General features: G+C 39.8%; 18 protein-coding genes and 1 riboswitch. Of the genes, 4 read left to right on the top strand and 14 right to left on the bottom strand.

Going from position 1 to position 24,819, the window contains the following annotated elements:
• The 9 genes from metH to P1K33_RS10160 form a co-directional block, all read right to left on the bottom strand.
• The gene (gene metH / locus P1K33_RS10200) at positions 1-2,667 is read right to left on the bottom strand and encodes a methionine synthase (protein WP_284652861.1); all 2,667 of its coding nucleotides are present in this window, start codon (positions 2,665-2,667) and stop codon (positions 1-3) included.
• Positions 2,667-3,653: a homocysteine S-methyltransferase family protein gene (locus tag P1K33_RS10195; protein WP_284652860.1), complete on the bottom strand. Its 987-nt coding sequence runs from the start codon at positions 3,651-3,653 to the stop codon at positions 2,667-2,669. The genes metH and P1K33_RS10195 overlap by 1 nt, the downstream gene beginning before the upstream one ends.
• Before the next feature lie 170 nt (positions 3,654-3,823).
• Positions 3,824-3,925, bottom strand: a riboswitch (SAM riboswitch).
• Between the two features lie 160 nt (positions 3,926-4,085).
• Complete coding sequence (locus tag P1K33_RS10190; protein WP_284652859.1) at positions 4,086-5,294, bottom strand: sterol desaturase family protein; 1,209 nt, start codon at positions 5,292-5,294, stop codon at positions 4,086-4,088.
• A 57-nt stretch (positions 5,295-5,351) separates the two neighbouring features.
• Positions 5,352-6,452, bottom strand: coding sequence for a homoserine dehydrogenase family protein (locus tag P1K33_RS10185; RefSeq protein ID WP_284652858.1), 1,101 nt, complete (start codon positions 6,450-6,452; stop codon positions 5,352-5,354).
• Entirely contained in the window at positions 6,439-7,440 is a 1,002-nt protein-coding gene (locus P1K33_RS10180) for an alpha/beta fold hydrolase (RefSeq protein WP_284652857.1), read from the bottom strand. The genes P1K33_RS10185 and P1K33_RS10180 overlap by 14 nt, the downstream gene beginning before the upstream one ends.
• Positions 7,441-7,537: 97 nt before the next feature.
• Positions 7,538-8,830: an O-acetylhomoserine aminocarboxypropyltransferase/cysteine synthase family protein gene (locus P1K33_RS10175; RefSeq protein WP_284652856.1), complete on the bottom strand. Its 1,293-nt coding sequence runs from the start codon at positions 8,828-8,830 to the stop codon at positions 7,538-7,540.
• A gap of 253 nt (positions 8,831-9,083) precedes the next feature.
• Positions 9,084-9,707: a chromophore lyase CpcT/CpeT gene (locus tag P1K33_RS10170; RefSeq protein ID WP_284652855.1), complete on the bottom strand. Its 624-nt coding sequence runs from the start codon at positions 9,705-9,707 to the stop codon at positions 9,084-9,086.
• Positions 9,708-9,943: 236 nt separating this feature from the next.
• Positions 9,944-11,467, bottom strand: a complete 1,524-nt coding sequence (locus P1K33_RS10165; protein WP_284652854.1) for a PLP-dependent transferase — start codon at positions 11,465-11,467, stop codon at positions 9,944-9,946.
• Positions 11,468-11,469: 2 nt separating this feature from the next.
• On the bottom strand, positions 11,470-12,648 hold the full coding sequence (locus tag P1K33_RS10160; protein WP_284652853.1) for a trans-sulfuration enzyme family protein: 1,179 nt from the start codon (positions 12,646-12,648) through the stop codon (positions 11,470-11,472).
• Positions 12,649-13,137: 489 nt separating this feature from the next.
• Between P1K33_RS10160 and metK the strand changes: the two genes are divergently transcribed.
• Positions 13,138-14,388: a methionine adenosyltransferase gene (gene metK, locus P1K33_RS10155; protein WP_284652852.1), complete on the top strand. Its 1,251-nt coding sequence runs from the start codon at positions 13,138-13,140 to the stop codon at positions 14,386-14,388.
• A gap of 531 nt (positions 14,389-14,919) precedes the next feature.
• On the opposite strand, the gene P1K33_RS10150 is transcribed toward metK, so the two are convergent.
• Both P1K33_RS10150 and P1K33_RS10145 read right to left on the bottom strand, forming a co-directional pair.
• Complete coding sequence (locus tag P1K33_RS10150; protein ID WP_284652851.1) at positions 14,920-17,667, bottom strand: carboxypeptidase-like regulatory domain-containing protein; 2,748 nt, start codon at positions 17,665-17,667, stop codon at positions 14,920-14,922.
• A 30-nt stretch (positions 17,668-17,697) separates the two neighbouring features.
• The gene (locus P1K33_RS10145; RefSeq protein WP_284652850.1) at positions 17,698-18,603 is read right to left on the bottom strand and encodes a GLPGLI family protein; all 906 of its coding nucleotides are present in this window, start codon (positions 18,601-18,603) and stop codon (positions 17,698-17,700) included.
• Between the two features lie 118 nt (positions 18,604-18,721).
• Between P1K33_RS10145 and P1K33_RS10140 the strand changes: the two genes are divergently transcribed.
• The 3 genes from P1K33_RS10140 to P1K33_RS10130 all read left to right on the top strand — a co-directional run bounded on the left by P1K33_RS10140 (position 18,722) and on the right by P1K33_RS10130 (position 20,644).
• Positions 18,722-19,516: a hypothetical protein gene (locus tag P1K33_RS10140; protein ID WP_284652849.1), complete on the top strand. Its 795-nt coding sequence runs from the start codon at positions 18,722-18,724 to the stop codon at positions 19,514-19,516.
• A complete protein-coding gene (locus P1K33_RS10135; protein ID WP_284652848.1) occupies positions 19,516-20,130 on the top strand; it encodes a deoxynucleoside kinase in 615 nt (204 codons plus the stop codon). The genes P1K33_RS10140 and P1K33_RS10135 overlap by 1 nt, the downstream gene beginning before the upstream one ends.
• Positions 20,131-20,251: 121 nt before the next feature.
• Complete coding sequence (locus P1K33_RS10130; protein WP_284652847.1) at positions 20,252-20,644, top strand: hypothetical protein; 393 nt, start codon at positions 20,252-20,254, stop codon at positions 20,642-20,644.
• A 7-nt stretch (positions 20,645-20,651) separates the two neighbouring features.
• Here the strand turns inward: P1K33_RS10130 and P1K33_RS10125 are convergent, their stop codons facing one another.
• Genes P1K33_RS10125 through P1K33_RS10115 form a run of 3 tightly spaced genes read right to left on the bottom strand, consistent with a single transcriptional unit; the run spans position 20,652 to position 24,812 of the window.
• Complete coding sequence (locus P1K33_RS10125; protein WP_284652846.1) at positions 20,652-23,153, bottom strand: beta-mannosidase; 2,502 nt, start codon at positions 23,151-23,153, stop codon at positions 20,652-20,654.
• Positions 23,150-23,818, bottom strand: coding sequence for a copper homeostasis protein CutC (locus P1K33_RS10120; RefSeq protein ID WP_284652844.1), 669 nt, complete (start codon positions 23,816-23,818; stop codon positions 23,150-23,152). Before P1K33_RS10120 ends, P1K33_RS10125 begins: the two co-directional genes overlap by 4 nt.
• A gap of 1 nt (position 23,819) precedes the next feature.
• Positions 23,820-24,812, bottom strand: coding sequence for an isoaspartyl peptidase/L-asparaginase family protein (locus tag P1K33_RS10115; protein WP_284652843.1), 993 nt, complete (start codon positions 24,810-24,812; stop codon positions 23,820-23,822).
• Positions 24,813-24,819: the final 7 nt, after the last annotated feature.

Genomic DNA, 24,819 nt, shown 5'->3' with positions numbered 1-24,819 from the left:
TTAATCTGCTATGTTTGGATTGAGCCATTTGGTGGCTGTCTCTGTACTAATTCCTCTTCTTTTGGCGTAATCGATTACCTGATCTTCTTTTATTTTCCCGAGTCCGAAATACTTGCTTTCCGGATTCGCAAAATAATATCCTGAAACCGAAGATGCCGGCCACATTGCCATACTTTCCGTAAGCCTTACGCCTATTTCCTGTTCGACATTTAAAAGTTTCCAAATGGTTGGTTTTTCCAAATGATCAGGACATGCTGGATAGCCCGGTGCCGGACGAATGCCTTTGTATTCTTCGTCTATCAAATCCTGGTTCGTCAGGCTTTCATCCGAAGCATAACCCCAGAATTCCTTACGAACCTGTAAGTGTAAATATTCAGCAAAAGCTTCGGCCAATCGGTCACCTAAAGCCTTTACTAAAATCGAATTGTAATCATCTAATTGCTTTTCAAATTCGGCTGCTTTTTCATCAACACCAAAACCGGTAGTCACACAAAAACAGCCAATATAATCCTGTTTTCCGCTGTCTTTTGGCGCTACGAAATCGGCTAACGCGATGTTTGGCGCACCGGCAGTTTTTTGGGATTGTTGGCGAAGCGTTAAAAATTTGTGATTCGTTCCTTGAACTTCAATATCGTCATCATTGACCGTATTCGCAGGAAAAATTCCAAGAATACCTTTGGCGGTCAGCCATTTTTCGGAAACGATTTGGTGTAACATTTTCTGTGCATCGGCAAATAACGAAGTCGCTTGTTCGCCGACAACGGCATCAGTCAAAATCGCCGGGTATTTCCCGAACAATTCCCACGAACTGAAAAATGGTGTCCAGTCGATAAAATCAACCAAGTCAGACAATTCAACTTCAACGGTTTTGGTTCCGATAAAATTCGGTTTCACTGGTGTGAAATTATCCCAATCGAGTTGCAGTTTGTTCTTTCTGGCGTTTTCAATTGAATGATAATTTTTATCTCGGCTTCTATTTAAATAGCCTTCACGGAGTTTGTCATATTCGGCACGAACGGTTTTGGCGTAATCGACTTTGGTTTCTGCCTGCAATAAATTACTCGCCACGGTTACCGCACGCGACGCATCGTTTACGTGAACGACAGTTTCTTTGTATTCCGGAGCAATTTTCACGGCGGTATGCGCTCTCGAAGTCGTTGCACCACCGATCATTACCGGGATTTTGATATTGAGTTTGTCCATTTCTTTGGCCAAATACACCATTTCGTCTAATGACGGCGTAATCAATCCGCTCAAACCAATGATGTCAACGTTCTCGCGAACCGCAGCTTCAATGATTTTTTCCGGTGGTACCATTACGCCCAAATCGATAATTTCAAAGTTGTTACAACCCAAAACTACTGCTACTATATTTTTACCAATGTCGTGTACATCACCTTTTACCGTTGCCATCAACACCTTACCGGCTGAGGAAGATTTTCCATCTTTGGAAGCTTCTATATAAGGTAATAAATACGCCACGGCTTTTTTCATCACACGCGCCGATTTTACCACTTGTGGCAAAAACATTTTTCCGCTTCCGAATAAATCGCCCACGACATTCATTCCGGCCATCAAATTAACCTCAATCACTTCGATTGGTTTGGAGGCCAATTGGCGTGCCTCTTCGACATCTATTTCGATAAATTCATCAATCCCTTTGACTAACGAATGGGTTAATCTATCTTGAACCGAACCATTTCTCCATTCCTGGATTGCTTTTTCATTGGCTTTAAAATCGCCTTTAAAACTTTCGGCCAAATCCAATAATCTTTCGGTGGCGTCTTCTCTTCTGTTTAATAAAACATCTTCTACATGCTCTAATAAAATTGTGTCGATTTCATCATAAATCTCGAGCATTTCCGGATTTACAATTCCCATCGTCATACCGTTTTTGATGGCATGGTACAAGAACGCCGAATGCATGGCTTCACGCACTTTATCATTCCCACGGAACGAAAACGAAACGTTACTCACACCACCGGAAACACCGGCATAAGGCAAGTTTTCACGAATCCATTTGGTGGCTCGGAAAAAATCCAAAGCGTTTAATTTGTGTTCTTCCATTCCGGTGGCTACCGGGAAAATATTCGGGTCGAAGATGATGTCTTCTGCCGGGAAATGGACTTCATCGACTAAAATATCATACGAACGTTTACAGATTTCGATACGTCTTTCGTAGTTATCGGCCTGACCATCTTCGTCGAAAGCCATTACGATAACCGCGGCTCCATATCTTTTAATCAATTTCGCATGATGGATAAACGCTTCTTTCCCTTCTTTGAGTGAAATCGAATTTACGACTCCTTTTCCTTGTACCACTTTCAAACCGGCTTCGATGATCTCCCATTTGGAACTGTCAATCATCACCGGAACTCTCGCAATATCGGGTTCGGCCGCAATCAGGTTTAGGAATTTGGTCATGGCATAAACACCATCCAACATTCCTTCGTCCATGTTGACATCGATGATTTGCGCGCCACCTTCCACTTGGTTACGGGCGATATCGAGTGCTTCTTCGTAGTTGCCTTCTTTGATTAATCGGAGGAATTTACGCGAACCGGTTACATTGGTTCTTTCTCCGACGTTGATAAAATTGGATTCCGGAGTCACAATAAGCGGCTCCAAACCCGAAAGTTTTAAATATTTTGTAGTTGCTTCCGCCATTATATCGTTTCTAAAATTCTTGGTTGGAACTCTTTGGCTACATCGGCAATGGCTTTGATATGCTCTGGTGTTGTACCACAACAACCGCCAATGATGTTGACTAAATTGTCCTGTAAATATTCTTTTATTAAGGCTTGCATTTCCTCCGGTGTTTGGTCATACTGCCCGAAAGCATTCGGTAAACCGGCATTTGGATGTGCGGAAATATTCAGCGTAGTATTATGAGCTAATCTTTTTAAGTATGGTTTCAACTGGTCTGCTCCAAGTGCACAATTGAATCCGATACTCAACAAATCGATATGCTGAATCGAAATCAAAAATGCTTCTACGGTTTGTCCCGATAAAGTTCTTCCTGACGCATCGGTAATCGTTCCTGAAACCATCACAGGAATATCGAGATTGCGTTCTTCCTTTACTTCTTCGATGGCGAATAAAGCGGCTTTGGCGTTCAACGTATCAAAGATCGTTTCCACCAAAAGCACATCACAACCACCATCGATTAACGCTTCCACTTGTTGTTTGTAAGCAATACGTAAATCATCAAACGTTACGGCTCTAAATCCCGGATCGTTTACGTCTGGTGACATCGATGCGGTACGGTTTGTTGGCCCGATGGAACCCGCCACAAAACGTGGTCGGTCGGTAAATTCATCGGCTACTTCACGCGCAATTTTTGCCGATTCGTAGTTGAGTTCGTAAACCAAATCCTCTAAGTGATAATCGGCCATACCGATGGTTGTTCCGGAAAAAGTATTGGTTTCCACGATATCAGCACCAGCCTGAAAATACAAACGGTGAACTTGTTTTACGGCTTCTGGTTGGGTGATCGAAAGCAAATCGTTGTTGCCTTTTAGCGGATGTGGAAAATCCTTGAAGCGTTCGCCACGGAAATCTTCTTCAGAGAAATTGTTGCGCTGCAGCATCGTTCCCATCGCGCCGTCGAGGACGAGGATTCTTTCTTTTATAGCGTCTTGAATTTTTGACATATTCTTATTTACAAAAATGGATAACTTATTAGCCCCGATGGCAGCAGCTACCTTGTAGCGCGGACAGCGGGAAAATGGACTGCAACAATGCGCAAGCCGTTCGCTCAAGATACTGAAACAAGTTCAGCATTAATTATAGTATGTTATCATGAAAGTGAGAAGAATTCTCGGGGTTATCTGCTCCCAATTTGGGATAGAATGTAGCACCTTCTTTTGGCAAAGGGTTGCTAAGCTTTCAACGGGTCTATTCCCTCCAGCTTTCGTGATAACGAACAAAATGTTTATGAACAGTGCAAAGTAACGGCATAGAATTGGTTTTTGCAACAGTTTTAAAAAAATAAAAACCTACAACGTTTTCGTGTAATTGTCGAGCTAAAGCTCTTGTGCCTGACTGCCACTGGCAGTCCTCCTCTTAATCTCAAAGGTTTAAGGTTAGTTAGTAAATAAAAATCTTTGGTAACTCGTATGAATGGTTTTGTAAAATAGCAAGGCTAAAGTATATACCGTTAAAATTAATGCGGTCACATAGATGGTCATTACGGTTTCATTGAAAATAAAACAGAGAATGCTGAATCGGACAAACTCGAGATGGAAAATCCAGCGTTTTTGTTCGAGCATCGCGCCGGTAACTATAACGCTTAAAACGATGAATGTGGTGAGCATCCACAAATTGGGTTGCGAAATGTAGGGTGAAAACAAAATGGTGACAAAAAGGACAATGATAGTCGTAACAGTTTTAATCTGTATAGCGCGGATGAGTTTTTCAGTGTATTGGATATGGGTTACTTTTTGGGACAATTTGCGTTCCAAAAGCGTTCGGATTCTTGGGTCATGGTCATCCGGACTGCCGAAGATGACTTTGAGTTTTCCCTTAACGGTTTTTGCCAAACGCACAGCGACAATGAGTTCGAGGAAATAGTGAAAATGTTGCCAAAGGAAACTGTGGCTTCCGAGGGATTTGGTCAGGCCATATTTGGGCTCGGTTTTTTCTTCTGCGAAAGTGCCAAATATTTTGTCCCAAATAATCAGCATATCACCAAAATTCTTATCCAGATATTCGGGATTGCTGCTGTGATGCACACGATGATGCGATGGCGTTACGATAATGTATTCGAGCCAACCTAATTTCCCAACCAGTTGCGTATGCGTGAAAAAAGGATACGTTCCGTGGATGAGCAATAATACCGTAATCATCTCTGCCGGAAATCCGATGATGGGTAAAATACTCCAGAACAAACCGCGAAATACGGCTTGAATGATGGTGATTCTTGCGGCTGCGGTATAATTGAAATCATCGCTTTGGTGATGAACAATATGAGCTGCCCAAAACAGATTGATTTGGTGTCCGAAACGATGATACCAATACCAAACCAAATCGGTCGCGAGGAATAACAAAATCCACGTAATCCAATTACTTTCGATATTGAAAATGGCCCAATTCTTATTCAGCCAGGAAAACACAAAGAAGAACGAACCGGTCGTCAACAAATCCGTAATTCGTTCGGCGATGCCGACATTGATATTGGCGACACTTTCGTTAAACTGATGAACCTCTTTGTTTTTTCTTCTGCTGATGTAGTATTCCAATACCATAAAAAAGGCAAAAAACGGAATGGCTAAGGCAATTAAATCTAATTTCATTGGTTACTCTTTTTTGTTTGTTGGTTATTAAAAGAGAAGCGATTTGGTTTAGTTGAGCTACAACCAAACCGCTTCCTTGATTTTGATTTTCTCTGCAATTTTGAGAATATCGGTCAAAACGCCACGAGCCGTAACTTGTTTTCCGGCTCCGGCGCCTTGAATGACGATTGGGATTTCGCCATAGGATTTGGTATAAATCTCAATCAGATTATCGGCACCTTTGAGTTGGCCCAAGGCTGAACTTTTTGGCACCGAAATCAGTTTCACTTCCAATTGCTTTGTCTTGACATCGAGTTCGCCCACATAGCGCAGGGCATGATCATCGGCTTGGGTGATTTTGGCAATTTGAAATGGTTTGTCGAACAATGATTTGTTTACAGAATACTCCGCTTTGGAGTTGGTTTCATTTAGGTTTGGAAGCAAAAGGGATTCTATTTTGATATCGGAAAACTCAAATTCATGTTCGATTTCACGCGCCAGAATCAAAAGCTTTCTCGCCACATCATTACCGGATAAGTCTTCACGTGAATCGGGTTCGGTATAACCTAACTTCTCGGCATCGGTCAAAATTTTGGAAAACGGCAATTCCTCCGCAGAGAAACGGTTGAAGATATAGCTTAGTGAACCAGAGAATACACCACGGATTTTGGTAATTTCTTCACCCGAAAAGTGAAGATCATTTATCGTTTGAACGACAGGCAAACCAGCGCCGACATTGGTTTCGTATAAAAAGGTTTTGTCGTATTTCTTTAGGTTTCTTCTCAGTTCCTTATAAAAATCGAAGTGCAACGTATTCGCTTTTTTATTGGCGGCAACGATACTAAATCCGTTTTGGATCAGCGGAATATAATTTTTGATGATGTCCTGACTGGCAGTCGCATCAACGGCAATCAGGTTTTCCAATTGTTGTTCCTGAACATACTCGATGATGTCTTCAATTCGGAACGGAATAGCGGATTGGGCAAAATTGGCTTCCCATTGGTTTTTCAGGCCGTCTTTTTCAAAGAAAGCCAAAGTGGAATTGGTGATGATGGGAAATCTAAGGTCGATATTCTTCTTTTCGAGAAAGAACTTTTGGCTTTCGATAACCTGATTGACTAAAGTACTACCGACATTTCCGATTCCAAAAAGGACGATATTGATTCTAAGCGTTGACATAATTGTGTTGTTTTTGTTTGTTAAAAATGGGTGATAAAATTTGGGCTAATTGTTCGAATTCGATTAAGAAAGCGTCGTGTCCGTGAATGGATTGTATTTCGTGGTAAAAGACATTTTCTTTAACTGGTTTTAAAATTTCAACCGTTTCTCGGTTTTCATCCGGGATAAAAAAGTAATCCGTATCGACGGCTACTACATGGATATTTCCCTGAATTTCGTTGGCTACCGCCAAAAAATCATTTCGATCCCGAGTAATATCATTGGTTTTAAGCAAATGATTCATCAGTTTATAAGACGACAAGCGAAAGCGGTTTTTGAGCTTTACCCCGTGATTCGCCAGCCAGTTTTCAATTTGAAACACCGATGATTCGTTAAACTTATTTCTTTGAAAACGTTGGTTGATGGATTGAGGTGTTCTGTAGAGCAACATCGCGTGCAAACGGGCATCCGCAATGGGATCATCAGAATTGTTGAGCACCTGGTCCTGGATTAATACATTGGCAATGACCCAATCGGTCGCTTTCCAATCGGTGGCAATCGGAATCAAATTTTGAACACTGCTTGGTTTCAATGTCGCCATTTCCCAGGCCACAGCTCCGCCCAAACTTCCGCCAATTACGGAGAAAACCTGATTTACTTTCAGGAAATTCAGACCTTCCCAAAAGATTCTGGCCACATCGCGAATGGTAAAATCCTTATAATTGGATATCAGATTCCCAAAGTTGTCATCATAGCCATTCCCGGGAATGTTGAAGGCAATAACCGTGAAGTAATTGGTATCGATGATGTTGCCCGAGCCAATCAAATCGTTCCACCAGCCATTTTCTCCGGTAACATTGGAATTGCCCGTCAAAGCGTGATTGACTACTACAACCGGTGCGGTACCGATTGGCTGACCAAAAGTTTGATAGAACAATGGAAGATATGGACGTTGCTTTCCATTTTCCAAATCAAAATTAAACAGGTCTATTTTTTGTAAATTTTTCATGTTGCTTCTTTTTTTCTGCTTTTAAAAGACTGCCTCCAACCTCAACTTTGAAGACAGTCTTAACAAACAAACAAAACCTAGTAATTATGGTTTATCTTTAAATTAATTGAGGTGTTTTTATCGTTATAAATGCCGCTTCCAAATCGGCTTTCAAATCGTCTATGTTTTCTAAGCCTACAGACAAACGAACCAAATCTTTGGTCACGCCGGTGGCTTCCTGCTCAGCGTCGGACAATTGCTGATGTGTAGTACTCGCCGGATGGATGATTAGTGATTTGGTATCACCGATGTTCGCCAACAACGAGAACAACTTGGTTTCGTCTGCGACTTTTTTCGCTGCTTCAAATCCTCCTTTCAAACCAAAAGTCACGATACCGCTTTTGCCTTCCGGTAAATATTCATTGGCTAAGGCTTTGTATCGGGAAGTGGCCAATCCCGGATAATTTACCCAAGCTACGGCTGGCTGCGTTTGCAACCATTGGGCTAAAGCCAAAGCATTTTCGCTGTGTTTTTTGATTCTGATTTCCAATGTTTCCAAGCCTTGAATCGTTTGGAACGCGTTGAACGGACTTAGTGCCGCACCAAAATCACGCAAGCCTTCGATTCTTACTTTGGCAATAAATGAGGCTGACCCAAGCGCTTCATAGTATTTCAAACCGTGATAACCGGCTGATGGTTCTGTAAATTCAGGGAATTTCCCGTTGCTCCAGTCGAAGTTTCCGGCATCGATGATGACACCGCCAAGCGACGTTCCGTTTCCGGTAATGTATTTGGTTAACGAGTGAATGACAATGTCAGCACCATACTGAATTGGGTTTAACAAATAAGGCGTAGCCACAGTATTATCCACAATGAAAGGTACTTTGAAAGCTTTGGCTTCATTTGAAATTGCTTTCAAATCGAGTACATCCAACTTTGGATTCCCCAAACTTTCTGCAAAAAACGCTCTGGTATTTTCCTGTGCGGCTTTGGTAAAGTTATTCGGGTTTGATGGATCAACAAAAGTGGTGGTGATGCCCAATCTTGGCAAAGTCACTTTCAGCAAATTATAAGTTCCGCCATACAAACTGTTGGAAGCCACAATGTGATCGCCGGCTTTTAGTAAAACCAACAAAGTAGTGGCGATGGCTGAAGTTCCTGAGGCAGTAACTACGGCGCCGATTCCGCCTTCAAGTGCGGCCAGGCGTTGTTCGAGGATATCATTGGTTGGATTGTTCAATCGGGTGTAAATGAATCCGGCTTCGGCTAAACCAAAAAGATTGGCAGCGTGATCCGAATTGTTGAATACATACGAAGTCGTTTGGTAGATTGGAACGGCTCTGGTTCCTGCATTTTTAGTAACGTCGTGTCCTGCGTGCAATGCGTTAGTTGCGAATTTTTGTGTGCTCATGATTTAGATTTTTTTTAGATTATTATATTTTTTTTGATTTTTAGGAATAAAAAAAGTCCTTTTGGTTGGCTTACCAAAAGGACTTTAAGAACAAGTATATATACTTCGATTAAGTCATCCGCTTTTGGCAACAGGGTATGTAGATACAACACATCATCATGTGCATCATGCGGTTCATCATCATATTTTTTCCTATTGTATTCATTGCTTTATAACTTATTTGCTTTCTATTTAATTGTTTGGCGAATGTTTATTATAATTTATCAAAAACATACCCTGCTTTTTCTGCACCCCAAACTTGTTTTCCTTCTTTGTCAAATCCCTGATCCCAGGATAAAATTTGATTTTCTAACACGGTTACTTTTGAGGTGGCATAACTGGCGCCTCTCAATTCACTCGGACAAGTTTTTTCTCCGGTTTGGCCTAGAAATTTATTTTTATCAATGCGTTTCAAAACCACTTCACAGCCTTGTTTTAACTCGATGTCATTTTCAGTAAGCGCGTCAAAAGCTTCAGGTGTATTTCCTTTGCCAATCCATTCTTTCTCGTTTTTCAAGGTATAGATTTGGCTTATGAATTTGTCTCCATCCTGAACCAATTTGTAAATTCTAACTCTATACGGCTTGTCTTGCTTTTTGAAAAGTGCCTGCTCAACAAACAAATAGTGGCCTTTGCTTTTCCAGATCGGAACCATTCTAAGAGAAATATTGAAATAACTCGTATCGGCCACCGATTGCTTCTCTGAAGAATAATGACCTTGCATGATGGTAACCAGTTCATTCAAATAAGTCTCCTTATTTTGATTCTTTTTTGATTGGGCGTTTGCAGTAAAAATGCTGCCTGCTATAAGTATTACTAAAAGAATATAATTTTTCATTTTCTGTTTTGTTTATTGAATTTTCGATTTTGATTAAATAAAAAAACCTCTGCAGTTTGCAGAGGTTCAATTGTATATTTTAAAAATTTAAAAGTATGCAATAGTGTTACTCTGCGGAAGTTTCCGACATCATACGACACATATGGCACATTGTAAATCTCATTTTTTCTTGTTGATATTTGATAGAGCAAACTTGCGGACTAATTTTCACTTGACAAAATTTTTTTTAACCTTTTTTAAAAATTTAACATTTGAGTCTTTAATTTTTTGAGCTTTTCAAAGGCGAAAATTATTTCTTCAACAGGCTCAATTCCAATGGATAAGCGCAATAAATTAGGATTGATTCCAAGGGCATTTAATTTTTGTTTTCCGGCATCGGTTTTAAGATTTTCATAGTGAGCCAAATAGACATATGGCATTGCAATGGTGAATTCTGTTCCCAAACTTGGTCCTTTGGCGAGCTCTAATTGGTCATAATAAAACGCCAAATCTTCATCAAAAACGACAGAAAGTAATCCCGGAAAAGCATGCTCAGATTTTCTGATTTTGGCAAAATTGGTTTCAGAATCCTCATGGTAAACCGAATAAATTTCTTTGACAAAAGATTGGCTTTTCAGATAATCATACAGAATTCTTGTATTTTCGGAAACCTTCTTTATTCTGGTTTCATAATCCAAAATTTGAAATCCCAACCGCTGAATTTCGCCTTCAAAAGCCGGAATGACAAATTGTTCGAATTGATTTTTTATGGCTTTTACAACCGCATTTTTATCATTTAACACAATCGCGCCCAGCAACAAATCAGCATTGCCACAGGCAAATTTGGTCAAACTTTCTACGGCAACATCACAATAAGGCAGCACCTCAACATTGAATGGTGTGGCAATGGTTGAATCCACTAATAAAACGACATTGTATTTTTGGCAAAGTGTATACAGCCAAGGCAAATCAACACATTGAATCAGCGGATTGGTGGTGACTTCGGTGATTAGAACAGCGACTTCACGGTGATTGTTTTCCAGCCAATTTTCGAGTTGGTGTTTGTGGTGAATATTGATTTGCAGATGTGAATTTGTACTTCTTTTTTCGATGATTTCCATGGTGTCAACATACAACCAGCCGAGTTGTATTATGGTATTTCTGCCTTCGGATTTTCTATGATTTACAATCGCTTCACAGGCTGAAAACAAGGCGTTCATGCCACAATTGGTCAATAAAATATTGTCTTCGTCGACCTTGGAATAGCCTTTGGACAGCAACGCTTTAATTATTTTTTCTGCTGTGATAACTGCTGCTTTTTCTTCAGGGAAAATGGATTTGATTTGGCCTAAATGATATAAAACCTGTTCTGCTTTTCGGGAACTGATTAACAAGCCAACATTGCGGATATAATCTTTGCATTTCTTTAAAAACTCAGGTTCGTTATCCAAAACAAGAAACACACAGTCTTCTTCCTGAACATACTCGAATTCAGCTTTGACGAGGTATTCCAAAATGTTTTTGGCTTTTAAAGAAGTTATTGGCAACACCATTTTATCTGGGGAAATCGCATGTTTTGCTGTCACAAACTCTACTAGTTTTTCGATCAATTTATTCTGAAAAAACCTTGGGTAACCTGATTGCATTTGTGCTATCGCGTTTTGATGACCTTCTTCATAATCAATCACATTTTGAAGCAAAGGCAAGCTGACGGAAACTGCGTGTGGATTTTCCAACGGCAACGGACAGCCAAACGGAATGGGTTTGAAATAATCGCTCATGGTCAACAACTTAAAACTTCAACAACATCTTCGACTGTCAAAGCCTGGGCAATATCCTGAATCAAATCCTCAGTGTCTTCCAATCCAACAGAAATTCGAACCGTAGCGTGGCTCAACCCTTTGGCAGCTAAATCTTCTTCGGTATTGGTAGCATGGCTCATTCTGGATGGAATTTCCAAACGCGAATCGGCGCAGCCAAACGATACTTTTTCGCCAAACAATCGGCACTTTTTGATAAACTCTTCCGCTTTTTCAGGTGATTTTAGTTCTATAGTCAACACCGCCGGAATGATTTTCAATTGTCTTTTGGCCAATTCATACTGCGGGTGCGACGGCAAACCGGGATATTTCACTTCCAAAACTTCGGGATGTCTTTCTAAAAATTCGGCTAATTTCAAAGCACTCGCTTCCTGTGCTTTCATACGATAAGTCAGTGTTGGCAATCCTAGAGAAACCAAAAACACATCAAACGGGCTTTGCGCACGGCCTTGTGCGTTCGCAATGTATTTGAACTTTTCGTCCCAAATCGCTTCTTTCGAAACAATCGCTCCTGCGGTAACACTGCCGTGACCTGAAATGAATTTGGTGCTCGAAAAAACCGAGAAATCTGCCCCTAACTCGAGTGGTTGTTGCGAAGCAAAAGTCGCCATGCTATTATCCACAGCGAATAAAGCATGATGGCTTTTGGCTAATTTCCCGAGTTCTTGAATATCAACAATCTTCAGGCTGGGATTCGTTGGCGACTCGCAAACAACCAATCTGATTGCATTGGATTTTAGTATTTTTTCTACTTCTTCCAAGTTGGTGAAATCGGCATAATGCGCGGTGATGTTGTTCTTTTCGAATAAAATATTGAGCAAACGATAGGTTCCGCCATAACAATCTTTTTCGATTAAAACATGGTCATTGGTTTTCAAAACCGTTTCAAAAACCAGCGCTATGGCTGAGATTCCGGTATTGGTACAGACGCAGCCAAAACCATTTTCTGCTTTGGCAAAAATCGTTTCTAAAGCATTTCTCGTTGGATTATCCGATCGGGAATAGTCATAGACTTGTTCATCGGGCGATTGTCTTTTCAAATCAAAAGTCGCCGTGTTGTATATCGGCAAATGCGTGGCGCCATAAGTATCTTTGATTTGGGCGTTTTGCGTGATGTTGGCTAAAAGTGTTTCGAGTTGCATTGTCTTTGTGTTTAGTGTTGTTATCTGAATTATGGGTATAAAAAAACCCCTGCGGTTGCAGAGGTTCGATTGGTATATTTTATGGTTTTAAAATTATACAATAGTGTCCTCTGCGGAAAATTTCCACATCATCATTGACATATTGTACATTGTAAAATTCATTTGTTTTTGCTGTATTTTGATTTGGCAAATGTGAAAACAAAAATTGATTTAAAAAAATAAAACGTAAAAAAATATTGAAGGGTGCTAGTTATTATATATTTAAATACTACGTATTTAGAATTTTCAATTAATCATAAAAAAATCAAAAAAAGCAAAATAGTTTTTTGTATTCTAAATAGTCTTTATACATTTGCACTCGAAAAATGAGAGGAAAAATTTGAACTGATTGCAACCTCGTTAAAAAATGCTAAAGCAGAAACTCTCCTTTAGCTTTTACGGCAATCAGCTTTTTCTTCGTAACAATTAATATTAAACTAAAATATAGTTATGGCTTATTTATTTACGTCGGAGTCAGTGAGTGAAGGACATCCGGACAAGGTTGCAGACCAAATTAGTGATGCGTTAATCGACAACTTTTTAGCATTTGATGCTGAATCAAAAGTGGCGTGCGAAACATTGGTTACTACAGGGCAGGTAATTTTGGCGGGTGAAGTAAAATCGAACACTTATCTTGATGTACAACAAATTGCAAGAGAAGTAATCAAAAAGATTGGATATACGAAAAGTGAGTATATGTTTGATGCTGATTCTTGTGGTATTCTTTCAGCCATTCACGAACAATCTGCCGACATCAACCAAGGTGTTGACAGAGCAAGCAAAGAAGAGCAAGGTGCCGGTGACCAAGGAATGATGTTTGGTTATGCGACTAATGAAACGGAAAATTACATGCCATTGGCTTTGGATTTGTCTCATGCTTTGTTGATCGAATTGGCTAACTTAAGAAGAGAAAACAACGAAATCAAATACCTTCGCCCTGATGCAAAATCGCAAGTGACTTTAGAATATTCTGATGACAACAAACCGGTTAGAATTGACGCGATTGTAATTTCTACACAGCACGATGATTTTGCTGCAGAAGCAGAAATGTTGGCTAAAATCAAAAGCGATTTGATTTCGATTTTGATCCCAAGAATTAAAGCAAAATACCCACAATACGCTCATTTATTCAATGACAATATCACTTACCACATCAACCCAACCGGGAAATTCGTTATTGGCGGACCACACGGGGATACAGGTTTGACCGGAAGAAAAATTATCGTGGATACTTATGGAGGAAAAGGTGCTCACGGTGGTGGTGCATTTTCAGGAAAAGATCCATCAAAAGTGGACCGTTCTGCGGCTTATGCAACCCGTCATATCGCTAAAAACTTAGTAGCAGCCGGATTGTGTGAGGAAGTTTTGGTTCAGGTTTCTTATGCGATTGGAGTGGCAAAACCAACTTCTATCAATGTAGTAACTTATGGTACTTCAAAAGTGAATTTGACAGATGGAGAAATCAGCAAAGTAGTTGAGAATGTATTTGATATGCGTCCGTACTTTATTGAGCAACGCTTGAAATTGAGAAACCCAATCTATAGCGAAACGGCTGCTTACGGCCACATGGGACGCAAACCTGAAACGGTTACCAAAACTTTCCAATTGCCAAACGGTAGCCCAAAAACAGTAACGGTTGAGTTATTTACCTGGGAGAAATTGGATTATGTTGACAAAGTAAAAGCAGCTTTCGGATTGTAATATTCGGAACTGATTGATTATAAAAAAACCCAACTCAATGAGTTGGGTTTTTTTATGATTATGTGATATGCAAAGAATAATTTATTTGTTCATTTTCTTTGCTTGTACAAAGAAAACGAACCAAAAGAAAGTACCCCTTTTCAAGGAATTTTTAAGCTTCGCTTAAAACCATCTGGCAAACTCCGCGTCGCTTTGCTCCTGAATCTCGGAGCTTTGCTCAGACTATTCTTCCGAAAAGGTTAACCTCCTAAGAACCATTTCAAAAAAACGAGACTTTTGGCATTAGCATCTGGCAGGCGAGTGTCAAATATTTGAAGAATCCGCAAAAATGAAAAGTTGTTTGAGCGAAGCGAGTTCTTTTCATTTAGGATTCAAAAATAAATTTGACCGCCGAAGATGCAGAGCCTTGAATTTTTGCTTCTTTTGTTTAGCTTACGCTCTGTTCGGCTTCGCCTCGAGTCAAAACAAAAGAAGAATAGCCCCGATTGCAGTGGAAATCCTCGAAGAGATTGAAACGGAAAGCGGGATGGGCTACAAATTATACTTCAGACTCAGCATCACGTAACGCGGCTGCACTCTGTACTGCGACGTTCTGGTGGAGAACTGCGAGAAGTTGTCGTCGTTTAAGGAAGTCGTGTTAAGCAAGTTGGTTGCCGAGATTTTGTATTCCCATTTGCTGTCTTTGGTCTTTTGATAAATCAAGCTGGCCGAGAGGAAATCGTATTCATTTTCCACCGATTTATCATCATTATAGTAGTGATAAAACTCATATTCACTCACAAAAGAGAAGCTTTTCAGGAAGAAATAATCCAGTCTTATCGTTGGTTTATCAGTAAAGAATTTATCGGTCGGATAATCATTGATTGTATAGCTGTAGCCCAATTCGATATTCGGCCAATCCTTAAAATTAGTCGACGCTTTAAGGGTATAAGTCTGCATAAAACTTTCATTGGTTACCTGCACATCTTCCAGCGTATTTCTGTCAATCTGGATGTTATTGTACTTAGACCAATTCAAATTGATATTTAAGGAAGCTTTGTAATATTTGAGGAAAGAACGGCCATAATTCCCAAAGAATGTCAGGTTCTCATCGGCAAAATCAGAATTATAAGGTGATGAAACCTGATTCACACCGTTGAAAAAAGCCCGAGTTTTCATACCATCAACAGTACGATTATAAATTATTGCCGCTGCGATATTTTCAAAATTGAACATATTGTATTTGAAATAACGCAAAGTATGTGATTGCTGAACCGCATTTTCCAATGTTCTGTTACCGGTTGACAAACTGCTGTAGCTGTTTAAGACAAAGCCTTCCGCCTGACGGTTGATGTCTGAAAAGTTGTTGGTAAAGGCAAAATTATACGTCAGCGTTTCTGCTTTTTTGATTTGGTACAACGCTAAGAAATCTGGTAAAACCCTGGTGAAATTTTGCTTATAGCTGGTACCTAATTGTTCATTATTCAACGCATAAGTATGGAAACTTACTCCAGGAGTAAAGGTGAATTTTCCGCTTAATACTTTATAATGCAAACCTAAAAACGCATCATTGAATCGGTAATCCACATCATTGGTATTGGCTTCGTTATCCAATTCATTAACGTTTCCGTTGTCCAGAATCTGATACATGCTTGAATTGAAACTTTGATTGGAATAGGTATTCCCCAAGGTCACATTGATGTTGCTTTTTGGCGTAAGCATATAGTAATAATCCAACTTAGAATCCAATTTGTTGGTTTTTACAAAACGGTTTTGATTCAGGTTGGTTCGGTCCTGCGTTGTATCATATCCTAAAATATTGATGTCAGGTGAAGTTGATGTAAACGGGTCGGATTGTAAATCGGCGTTATAAAAAGGATCTTCATCCTGGTATAAATGCTGGGTTTCAAAAGCAAAAACGTGTTTTTCTGCCGCAGTGTAATAAAAACTCAGGTTCTGATTTACCGTAATCGGATCTTGCTTTTTGGCAGTAAAAATATTTTCGGTTTCTAAACCATTTTCATCAATGCTTTCCCTCAACAGTGAATTATTTTCATCCTGTTTGGAAAACTTGGTCAGAATATCATAATCAAACTGGAAATTGGTATTGGGCTTATAGCTGGAACTTAGTTTGAACAACCCTAAATTACTTTTCTGATGCGCTATTTCCGCTCTGTTTTCGGTAGAAGCCACTTCGGTGGAAGTTGGATCTAAAAAGTTGGTTGTCGACTTGGTTTCCAAATCGGTAACCGAAGAGGAAAGAATGGCAAAACCACTCAATGTCCATGATTTGCTTGGATTATAGGAGAAATTGGTGGCTCCGAAATCGGTCTCAATTTCTTTGGCTCGGTTGTTTCTCAGTAGTGAAATGCCCAAGTCATTGGAAGACACATTAAAACTCGAACCGCCTTTGGCCATCATACTCCTGAAACCACCGGTGAATTTAAAATAATCCTGAATCGTCAGTGGCAATTCGCCAATATTATTGAAATTGGTGATGACATTGATGCTGTATTTCGGGCTGTAATAAAACAATTTTGGGTTGACATTATAACGGTCAAACTTGTCTTCGGGACGAAAACCACCGGCTGCGGTAATGTCACCAAACCAGAAATTTTTCTTTCCGGCTTTCAATTTGATGTTCATCGCTACATTGTCCTGATTGTTTTCAACGCCTTTCAGGATAGAATTTTCGTTGTAGTTTCTCAAAACCTGTACTTTGTCAATGGCATCGGCCGGAATGTTTTTGACACCCAATTTGGTATCACCATCAAAGAAATCTTTGCCTTCGACCATTAATTTGGATACTTTTTTACCTTCTACTTCTACTTCTCCATCGGCATTGACTTCTACTCCGGGTAATTTTTTCAGCACGTCTTCCAGCTTTCTTTCGGTACCGGTTTTAAACGAATCGGCATTGTACACTATGGTGTCGCCTTTGATGGAAACCGGCATTTCGCGTACAATCTCAACACCATCCAATTCGATTCCGCCACTTTCCATGGTGATGTTTTGGGTGATGTTTTCATTTAAAGTCGTTACCGTTATCTCTTTGTTTTTCATGCCCAGATAACTCAACTTAATGGAATAAGTCGAATTGGGTTTCAGGTTTAAAACAAATTTTCCTTTGTCATTGGTTATGGCATAAGCATCCATCGCTTTGGTGCCTTGGTTCATCGCCATAATGTTAGCCATTTCGAGTGGCGCTTTGGTATTGTCTTGTATGATTCCTTCGAATCGTATGGTTTGGGCTGTAGTTATCGTTGTGACTAAAAAGAATAGCGCGACAAGTTTTTTCATGAAGTTTTTTTGAAGTTGATGTTTCGACTATTATCGGGTCATTCTCATTTGGAAACCGCCGTTTCGGCCATTATTCATCTCCTGCATTTCCGCCATTTTTTTGACAACAATTTCATCATATTCCTTTTGGGAAACTTCTTTTCCGTTGCTTGGTGCTTTTATGTCTGCTTTCTCTTTTGGATTCAAAACAACTTTAGAACAAAGAATCGTTGTTTTTCCGTCATTCACTTCCAAAATCAATCCGGGCAAACCCCAATAACCTTCGGGACCTTGATTCACCGGAATTTCCGGCGTATACCAAGCGGTCACGGTAATTTCCTTAGGCAATTCGATTCCATCCATAAAATTGGTTGACGTAGTTTTGGCTTCTTCTTTGGTCTTATCGGCTGCTTTTTCTTTTTCTTCTTCTTTTTCTTTTTTAGGCCTGAAGTTTCTGAAATCGGTTTTGCTCGCCGGGATAACCGCTGTTGCTTTGAAACAATTATAACCGCCAATCACACGGGTTTCCCCTGACATTTGCCATTTATAATTGGTCAGTGAATCTTTAACCAAAAACTCTTTTCCCATAAATTCTTTGTCGACTTTATAGGTTTTATCTTTTACATTTTTGTAATACGTTCCGCCGCCGCCCATAAAGGATGACATCATTCTCATTCCGCCACCACTTTGCCCCGGAGCTTCCAGCTTTTCTTCTTCCTTATAGATAGAAGCCGATTTGTCGAAGTTTAGAAAAAAGGTTTTCTCAAACATTTTTTTCATGCGTTCTTCAATCATTTTCTGCATTTCGGGGGAGATTTCCTTATTGCCTTCAAAACGGGATTTGAAATCAGAAGTACTGGTTTTTGATTCATAAACTGCCATGCCTTGGAAGTCTTTTTGGGCATGAGTGGCTAAATACGAGAATACTAAAAACGAAGCGAATACTATTTTTTTCATTGTTTTTGGTTTTGTTATAACAAATATGACGATTGTAATCGAAAAGTGTTACCAATGTTTTGTTAAAATATTGAGTTGGACTTATGGAAATTCGTAAGGTTTAATGTAAATTAGCACTATGATGAAAAGCGCCCTTTCCTTTATTATCCTACTCGTTTTCTCCTATAGTTTTGGCCAGAATCCGAAACTGAGAACTACCGCAATCAACTCCGAGGAATTGGAGAACAAAACCTATGTGGGTTTTGATGGCCTGGGGAACAATTATTACATCAAAAACAATGTTTTCATCAAACAAAATGAAGCGCAAACCTGGGAATATAAGAATGTGGCCTTGGGTAAAATTACTTCTGTTGACTATGTGAATCCATTAAAAATTGTGGTTTTTTACGAAGATTTCAATACCATCATTACGCTCGACAACCAACTCAACGAAATCCAGAAACTCAATCTTTTTGAAATTGACGAAACCATTTTTGCCTCCAAAACAGGCATGGCTTCGCAGAATCAATTTTGGATTTACAATGCTTTGACACAACAGATTTTGTTGTTTGATTATCTCAAAAATACCTCCAAAAACATTGGCAATCCTATAGCCGAAAGCATCAAATACACCCAATCTGATTTTAATAATTTCTATTGGATAGACGAGATCAACAATTGGTATTCGATTGATATTTTTGGTAAGGTTACTTTGCTGGCGAATATTCCGCCATTTGAAAAAATCCAAATCGTGGACAACGAAAAATTGCTGTTTTCAAGAGACAATACTCTTTATTGCCTGAACAACAAATCAAAAACGGTTTTCGAAATCGAAATTGTTGAGAAATCGTTCCAAAATTTTTATTACAAAGACCAAATTTTAGCTATTTTTACCAACCAACAAATTAAGAATTATAAAATAAAATTACCATAATGCACATAGCGGTAGCAGGAAACATAGGAGCAGGAAAGACCACACTAACCAGATTTTTAGCCAAACATTTCAAATGGGAACCTCATTTTGAGGACGTGGTTGACAATCCGTATTTGGATGATTTCTATCACCAAATGGAACGTTGGAGTTTCAACCTGCAGATTTATTTCCTGAATTCGCGTTTCAGACAAGTGCTGCAAATTCGCGAAAGCGGAAAAAATATCATTCAGGACCGAACGATTTACGAAGATGCCCACATCTTTGCACCCAATTTGCATGCGATGGGTTTGATGACCAATCGTGATTTCCAAAACTACACCGATCTTTTCGAATTGATGGAAGGCTTGGTTGGTTCACCCGATTTGCTGATTTATCTGAGAAGCTCGATTCCGAATTTGGTTTCGCAAATCCACAAACGCGGCCGTGATTATGAAAACACCATTTCGATTGACTATTTAAGCCGATTGAACGAACGTTATGAAGCCTGGATTACTACTTATGACAAAGGGAAATTGCTGATTATCGATGTTGACAATATTGATTTTGTCAATAATCCTGAGGATTTAGGAAACATCATCAACCGAATCAACGCTGAGATCAACGGTTTGTTTTAATACAGAAGCTCCATGATTGGAGCTTTTTTTTATACCTTTACGTAACGCTTTTGAAAAGGACATCCAAGTCTATCCGCTTTTGCCATGATATCACTGAATAAATAATTTAATTCAAGTCATCATGAAGTTAAAACTCCTCAAAGCAAAATTTATTTGTTTATTTTTAGCCGTGCTTATAACGCTTCAAAGTTGCGTTGTTTACAAAAAAAACTCTATTTCAATTGCTGAAGCTGAACAGACAAAAAGTAAGGTGCTGGTAGAGACAAACTCTCGGGGTGAAAAAAAGTTTGACAGAATTGAAAAAAAAGACAGTATTTATTATGGCATAAAAGTCAAGCGTAAAGAAGTCAGTTTCCCACTTAAGGAATCGGATATCGTATCCATTCGTCCTATTGACAAAGGAATCTCAACACTATTGACGATACTTATAATCGCTTTTCCCATGACCATTATTGGCATCATTGCCACTCAGGATTATTCCCCTGATTTTGGCGGATCAGAAACAAATCGATAAACCATAATTAGTGCATTGTGTCAAAGAGCGATTTGACCATTATGGTTGACACAGGTTTCGACAATTTGATTTGCATTTTCTTATTGGGTAAAACATCAAAATAATTGTCACTGAAAAAAGTATCTTCTTCCGAAGAAAGAAACACATTTTTGGCCAACACATCTGAACTGATTTCATAAATCAGTTCATCAATTTTTGTGATTTGGATAGTCGGTTTGGTCAATTGTAAATCTTTGGGTTTGACGAAATAATACAAATTACTTACAGGTGTTTGTCTTACCACAGTACTCAGCCTTTCCTTTGGTTTAAATTGCAGCGAACAAACCACTTTGCGCAAGTCGAATTGTTCAAACACCTTTTTGGAGACTTCCAAATGGACAAAAGAAAAATTACCGGGAATATTGATAAAGGTGGTATCCTCCCAAAGAAGCTTACCGTTGAAATCAAATAATTTTGTTTCAAACTCACCGTCATAGGGATTCATATTGTCATTAGTGATGGCCACATCGTACTGATTCTCCTCTTCCTTAACCGTAATTAGAAAATCCTCAAAACTGCGCTTCACTTGGTACTGCATCGCTTTCCATTTGCCAAAATAATCCACCGAACTCCACGAAGTTACAGGCCAGCAATCATTGAGTTGCCAAAACAGTGTTCCCATACAATCCGGCATAGCCGTTCGATGCGCTTCAATCGCCATTTTCATGCCGTCAGCCTGAAGCAATTGGGACACATAAATATAGTCTTCAAAGTTCGTCGCCACTTGGTAATCGCGCGCCATATACTCATTGATGGTTTTATAACCCGTATTGTGCTTTTGGTGGTGTTTGACCGCTTCGGAATCTAATTTGAGTTCGTCCTTTTTGGCAAAAGCCTGAAACGTTTTGATATCGGGCATGCCCTGAAAACCATATTCGCTCATGAATCGCCCAACCTTTTTTTGGTACATTTCAAAAGGTTCCATTCCCCACCAAACGCCCCAATAATGCGAATCTCCACTAAGTAAACTTTCCTTTCTGCCCCAACCGATTGATGGCGATGACGGCCAATAGCGGTTTTCGTTTTTGGGTAATAAATTATCTAACGTTTGCGGAATCAATTCGTGAAACAGCTTTTGGTAATCGTTCCAAATTTTAGTCGAATCCGCTTCTGAATAGTTGTATTGTTTTTGCCAGCCCCAGTTGTGCCAACCTTCATCATTCTCGTTATTGCCACACCAAAGCGCAATGCTCGGATGGTTTTGCAAACGACTGACATTATCGATAACTTCCTGTTTTACATTCTCCAGAAACGCTTCGTCACCGGGATACATCGCGCAGGCAAACATAAAATCCTGCCATACCAGAATTCCATTTTTGTCGCATTCGTCATAAAACGCATCATCGGCATAGACACCGCCGCCCCAAACGCGCAGCATATTCATATTGCTGTCAACCGCATTTTTGACAATGGATTTATAAACCGAATCGGTTGCTCTTGGTAGAAAACTATCGGGCGGAATATAATTGGCGCCTTTCATAAAAACCGGTTTTCCATTCACTTTGAAATAAAAACTTCTTCCAATCGCATCTTTTTCCTGAACCAATTCAATGGTACGCAATCCGATTTTCACGCGCTTATCCTCTAATTTTTGTTCTCCATAATACAATGAAAAGTCAGACAGGTATTGGTGTGCCACGCCCATTCCGTTAGGCCACCACAAAATAGGGTCGGAAATGGTAAATGGAATGGAAACTGTATTGGTTCCTTTTTTTAATTTCCTTTTAAACGGAACATTGCCCGAACGGATAATGTATTCATCGGACTTTGCTGCTTCAATTACAAACTGAAATTCCAATTGCGCTATCTTTTCATTCAAGTCATTCTGCTTGTAACTGACACTTTTGAAAGTAGCATTATTCCAAAAACGAAGCGCCACTCTCTTGTATATACCCGAAGTGACAAATCTTGGACCCCAATCCCAACCATAATGATATTGCGCTTTTCGGACAAAAACCTTTTCGTCTCCGGGTAAAGTATAAGACAGTTTTTTTGCTTCTTCTTTTCCTTTTTTCACTGCCGAAGCAAAAGTGATTTCGAGTTTGTTTAGCCCAACTTTCAATACTTTTTTTACATCCACTTTCCAGGTTCGAAACATATTATTGGCGGAAAGAATTTGGGTTCCGTTCAAATAAACTTCCCCAAAAGTGTCCAAACCGTCAAATTGTAAAATGGCGTTCTGATGTGTCAGCTCTTCTTTTGAAACATTAAAAGTGGTTTGGTATTGCCAATCTTCGTTTTCTATCCATTGGAGTTGTTTTTCATTGGCACCGAAAAAAGGATCGGGAATGATTTTATTGGCCAACAAATCGGTATGAACGGTTCCCGGAACTTTAGCCGGAAGCCAATTCGAATCATTTACTTTTCTGAAAGTCCATTGTTCTGAACTCAAATTGCGTTCGGTATTTTGTGACCAAAGTACCATTGGCAACAAAAAAACAATCACAAATTTCAGTAGTAAGGTTCTCATTTTAGTTTGGCTTTTAACGCTTGTATTTCTTGAGCATTTGCGGTTTGGCTTCCATCGGTAATCGCCGAAGAATGATAAAAAACGGCTTTGGTGTTTTGTTGGATAGTTTCAATATTAGTGGAACGCAAACCGCCACCGGGCATGATGACAATGCGGTTATTGGCTGCTTTGACCAATTCGGTTAAACGGTTCATCCCATCAGTAACATTTGGTTCCTGACCCGAAGTCAGTATTGTTTTAAATCCGCAATCGATGATTTGTTCCAAAGCCTCAAAGGGATTTTCAACATCATCAAAGGCACGATGAAATGTACATGGCAACGGCTCAGCCGCTTTTATCAAAGATGTATTTGACCAGACATCAACTTTATGCTCATGGGTTAAAACCCCAAAAACAAAACCATCAACGCCGGCTTCCTTTAAGTCTTGAATTACCCAATGCATAATCATTAATTCGGTCATTGAATAAACAAAATTCCCTCCTCTTTGGCGAATCATCACAAACAAATCAATCGTCACCTTACTTCTGACTTGCCTAACAATATCGGGAAGCGGAGTTGTTCCACCCAGCTCAAAATCATCACAGAGCTCTATTCTATCGGCTCCGTTTTCCTGGGCGATAAGTGCTGATTCTAAATTAAAGCAAGCGATTTCGAGTTGGGCCATTTTATTTCAAAAAGTAATCTGAATCAATTAATTTATTTCCGGAATTGTCATTTACGGCATAATTAAATCCGCCCTGAACACAATACGCGCCATAGTTCCCTTCTTTGTCCAAAGCGATAAATCCGACCTGAATGTCTTTGAGGTTTTTGTTTCGGTTCTTGGTCAGTTTTACAATGCGCGAAACGGCTTCTTCGCAAGCCTGTTGCGGTGATTTCCCCTGACGCATCAACTCGACCACCAAATGACAACCGGCAATGCGGATTACTTCTTCGCCATGGCCTGTGGCTGTGGCGGCGCCAATTTCGTTATCGACATACAAACCCGCTCCGATGATTGGCGAATCACCAACACGGCCGTGCATTTTAAACGCCATACCACTTGTGGTACACGCTCCGGACAGATTGCCGTGTGTGTCCAACGCAATCATCCCAATAGTATCGTGGTTTTCAATATTGGCTATCGGTTTGTACTGACTGGTTTTGAGCCATTCCTTCCATTCCTTTTCGGAAGCTTCAACCAAGAGATTTTCTTTTTTGAATCCTTGTGACAGGGCAAATTGCAAAGCGCCATCGCCAACTAACATTACATGTGGTGTTTTCTCCATCACTGCACGTGCCACAGAAATCGGATGTTTGATGTGTTCCAAAGCCGCTACCGAACCAATATTGGAAAACTCGTCCATGATACAGGCATCGAGTGTAACTTTTCCGTCTCTATCCGGTCTTCCGCCATAGCCAACGCTTCTTTCCTTCGGATCGGCTTCGGGGATTTTGACTCCTGCTTCGACAGCATCGAGTGCGCGACCGTTATTTTTCAATACTTCCCAGGCAGCACCATTGGCCTGTACACCAAAATTCCAGGTGGAAATGACGATCGGCTTATTCACTTTGCCTTTTGGCTTTGCCAAATTTTCTTCTTTGGAAGTGAAAGATTGCAAGGCTAGCGCCACTGAACCTAAAGCTGCTGTTTTGATAAAATTTCTGCGATTTGACATAATGTTG

Source organism: Flavobacterium terrisoli, assembly GCF_030167905.1.
GTDB classification, from domain to species: Bacteria; Bacteroidota; Bacteroidia; order Flavobacteriales; family Flavobacteriaceae; genus Flavobacterium; species Flavobacterium terrisoli.
Note: the sequence above shows the minus strand (reverse complement) of the source record. Positions and strands in the feature narration are given on the sequence as shown.

Coding starts and splice junctions, on each gene's coding strand:
- P1K33_RS10180 (WP_284652857.1), bottom strand. CDS start 7,440: ATGAAAAATTTACAAAAAATAGACCTGTTTAATTTTGATTTGGAAAAT.
- P1K33_RS10165 (WP_284652854.1), bottom strand. CDS start 11,467: ATGAGCGATTATTTCAAACCCATTCCGTTTGGCTGTCCGTTGCCGTTG.
- P1K33_RS10170 (WP_284652855.1), bottom strand. CDS start 9,707: ATGAAAAATTATATTCTTTTAGTAATACTTATAGCAGGCAGCATTTTT.
- metK (WP_284652852.1), top strand. CDS start 13,138: ATGGCTTATTTATTTACGTCGGAGTCAGTGAGTGAAGGACATCCGGAC.
- P1K33_RS10140 (WP_284652849.1), top strand. CDS start 18,722: ATGATGAAAAGCGCCCTTTCCTTTATTATCCTACTCGTTTTCTCCTAT.
- P1K33_RS10160 (WP_284652853.1), bottom strand. CDS start 12,648: ATGCAACTCGAAACACTTTTAGCCAACATCACGCAAAACGCCCAAATC.
- P1K33_RS10175 (WP_284652856.1), bottom strand. CDS start 8,830: ATGAGCACACAAAAATTCGCAACTAACGCATTGCACGCAGGACACGAC.
- P1K33_RS10120 (WP_284652844.1), bottom strand. CDS start 23,818: ATGGCCCAACTCGAAATCGCTTGCTTTAATTTAGAATCAGCACTTATC.
- P1K33_RS10115 (WP_284652843.1), bottom strand. CDS start 24,812: ATGTCAAATCGCAGAAATTTTATCAAAACAGCAGCTTTAGGTTCAGTG.
- P1K33_RS10185 (WP_284652858.1), bottom strand. CDS start 6,452: ATGTCAACGCTTAGAATCAATATCGTCCTTTTTGGAATCGGAAATGTC.
- P1K33_RS10145 (WP_284652850.1), bottom strand. CDS start 18,603: ATGAAAAAAATAGTATTCGCTTCGTTTTTAGTATTCTCGTATTTAGCC.
- metH (WP_284652861.1), bottom strand. CDS start 2,667: ATGGCGGAAGCAACTACAAAATATTTAAAACTTTCGGGTTTGGAGCCG.
- P1K33_RS10190 (WP_284652859.1), bottom strand. CDS start 5,294: ATGAAATTAGATTTAATTGCCTTAGCCATTCCGTTTTTTGCCTTTTTT.
- P1K33_RS10150 (WP_284652851.1), bottom strand. CDS start 17,667: ATGAAAAAACTTGTCGCGCTATTCTTTTTAGTCACAACGATAACTACA.
- P1K33_RS10125 (WP_284652846.1), bottom strand. CDS start 23,153: ATGAGAACCTTACTACTGAAATTTGTGATTGTTTTTTTGTTGCCAATG.
- P1K33_RS10195 (WP_284652860.1), bottom strand. CDS start 3,653: ATGTCAAAAATTCAAGACGCTATAAAAGAAAGAATCCTCGTCCTCGAC.
- P1K33_RS10135 (WP_284652848.1), top strand. CDS start 19,516: ATGCACATAGCGGTAGCAGGAAACATAGGAGCAGGAAAGACCACACTA.
- P1K33_RS10130 (WP_284652847.1), top strand. CDS start 20,252: ATGAAGTTAAAACTCCTCAAAGCAAAATTTATTTGTTTATTTTTAGCC.